The sequence below is a fragment of the Hydrocoleum sp. CS-953 genome, assembly GCF_002260545.1.
Lineage (GTDB): Bacteria > Cyanobacteriota > Cyanobacteriia > Cyanobacteriales > Microcoleaceae > Trichodesmium.
The window spans coordinates 1-2,544 of sequence record NZ_LGSU01000253.1; the positions used below are offsets into that span (position 1 = coordinate 1).

Annotated in this window: 2 protein-coding genes; both read right to left on the reverse strand. The window is 31.4% G+C overall.

All coding sequences use genetic code 11. From position 1 onward, the window contains the following. Nucleotides 1–922: 922 nt before the first annotated feature. Nucleotides 923–2,227: an endonuclease NucS domain-containing protein gene (locus AFK68_RS02225; protein ID WP_094671285.1), complete on the reverse strand. Its 1,305-nt coding sequence runs from the start codon at nt 2,225–2,227 to the stop codon at nt 923–925. Nucleotides 2,228–2,286: 59 nt separating this feature from the next. Beyond that, the gene (locus AFK68_RS43225) at nt 2,287–2,412 is read right to left on the reverse strand and encodes a hypothetical protein (RefSeq protein WP_256386463.1); all 126 of its coding nucleotides are present in this window, start codon (nt 2,410–2,412) and stop codon (nt 2,287–2,289) included. Nucleotides 2,413–2,544: the final 132 nt, after the last annotated feature.

A 2,544-nucleotide genomic window follows, 5' to 3' on the forward strand; every position in this document is an offset into this window, starting at 1 on the left:
ATCTTTTTTGGAGTTTTTTATCTTACTCCTTTCCGCACACTCTGTTTTTTTCAGGAAATCCCAGATTAACAAAAACATTTTTATCTGAAGCACCCAAATGTATGGCTTTGTAATTTTTGTATTATTTGGTATTATTCTGTTGTACGCAATAGTTAAATATTATGCTTGTTGGTACAACTGAAGCTGCTTCTTTATTGAATATTTCTGCCCAACGAGTCCGAGTTTTAGTCAAGGAAGGTCGGATTCAAGGCGCTCGGAAAATTAATGGTCGGACTTGGGGAATTCCTCTATACAAAGGAAGACCAAGAATCTCTGGTAAAAAACGCGGCCCCAAACCCAATTGGTTGCCTCTGCGCCATTGTGGTAAAAANGCAACAGTAACTATGTTTAATTTGGACGGTACAGTGGAACGGGTAGATAGTAGATGGGTTTGGGAAGAAGAGGAGATGTGGAAAATTAACAAGAAAAGTATTGAGGAATTAATTAGGATTAGCTAATTATTCCTCTCCTGATTAAATATAAAAGCATTGACAGAGAAATAAGGTGCATTTTTAAGTTTTGAAAAAGTACCTGGTTTTTAGCTGTTCATTCTCAAAAAGTTAGCATAGTTGGGCAAAAAAATTACTCCCCTACTCCTGAAAACAGACTTTTTCAGCAAAGCCGAATTATAGTTGTTTCACTTGAGATTGAGACAAGTGTTTCTTCCTATGAAAGGATTTTAGCTGTCGCGATCGCCATTTTCTAAAATAGGTTTTAATTGTTCAGAAATAGGCTTTGTTTTACTCATAATATAACCTTCCTATCAATTTTTTATTTTATAGATTTAAAGCTATTATCCACAACATAAAAATACTCAATTTTCAATTTAATTTACATCATTTATTTGGCAAACTGAACAATAGGATAGTGAGTTAAACTGCTTTTACTTAATCCTATAATTCCAAGCTTTAATAGCTAAATCAATATACCAACCCAAATGTGTAGGAGTTTGTGTTTTATATGACTCCCACCAAGCTCTATCTTCATCAGTAATATTTTCTGGTGTCAGACCTTTTAAAACATACATTAGTAACAAGAATGTCGGATTATTTTGATAGGAATTAACGACCTGGTTTAATGCTTTAGACTTAGATGTTTTAGCTACTCTTTTCCACTCCTCTAATTTAGCTAAGTCTTGAGTGTAACGAAAAGTCACGTTAGCTAAATATAAATTTGCTCTACTCCATTTTAATGTACCATCTCTATTATAAGCAGCTACTTCTGAATTAATATTGGGTGTATTTTTGCTATTCAAAGTGTCTTTAGTTGATACTAACCACTCAACAACAGAATCATTAGATAAAGGATTACTAGAATTTTTTAAAACCAATCCAAATCTTGCGACTGGTCTCTCTGACTTTGTATCTACAGATGTCGGCAACCACAAAAATAAACATACATCTTTTCCAGAAGTATTAGTAATTTCTGCCAACTTTTTATGATTTTTTCCTTCACCTGTTCCGTACAATACTTTTCTATAGCTCGTGCTAACCATCTCTTTAATTTTTGGTTGACCAATTAATTTATTTCGTAAAGCTTGAAAATTTTTCTCGTATTTTTTATCTAGTCTCAAATAAAATTCAAAAGCAAAGCTAGTTAAACTTTTACTATAAGATTCAGAGTTTAAATTTTTTCCTGGTAAACCAAATATAGGATAAGGAATATCATAAGTTTTTCCTGAAAGATTAAATTGAGCAATCTCTTGATTCTCTTCAATATCAATCCTAAACTGCCACAAACAAAAATTATCGTCAAACTTAGAAGCTTCCTTATCTGCATAATTATCCTCATGGAAAATAGGAGCGATTGCTATTAATTTCACAGGTAATGAATAATCTATTTGTTCTGCAAAAGGTTTTTCTATCAGTAAAGCTTTTCTATACCTAGTAAGTTGAGATATTAAACCCCTATCCTCTTCATTTTTCAACTCAATTATCACAGGTTGTTTAACTGATTGAATAGAGCATAGTAAATCACATCTTTGTGTATTAATAGTATGCTGACGCTTAATCAAAACTAAGCCTGGAAAAATCTGGTTAAAATTTTCTTCTATATAATTTTCCAAATCTTCTTCTGACTGAAATTTGATTTTGTCATTGACAAAGACTAAATTACGAGTAGACTTTGCTACCTTCTCATCCCGTTTTTTCTCAGCTTCAGTTAAATGTTTGGCTTTTAAATATGCCATAAACTTCTTTATAATAATCAGAATGCGTAAATTCTATTTGTAATGTTAACTGTTGTTTTTTAGATAGATAAATTATCGAATGTACTTAATTTGATAATTTCTAATTTTCTAGGAGTAGACTTTGGGTTCTTCTCATCCCGTTTTTTCTCAGCTTCAGTTAAATGTTTGGCTTTTAAATATGCCATAGACTTTCTTGTAAGAATCAGAATGCGTAAATTATATTTGTAATTTTAACTACTGTTTTTTAGATAGATAAATTATCGAATGTACTTAATTTGATAATTTCTAATTTTCTAGGAGTAGACTTTGGGTTCTTC

What these genes read in the sequence shown, in the direction of transcription:
- AFK68_RS02225 (WP_094671285.1), bottom strand. Translation starts at nt 2,227, where the DNA reads ATGGCATATTTAAAAGCCAAACATTTAACTGAAGCTGAGAAAAAACGG.
- AFK68_RS43225 (WP_256386463.1), bottom strand. Translation starts at nt 2,412, where the DNA reads ATGGCATATTTAAAAGCCAAACATTTAACTGAAGCTGAGAAAAAACGG.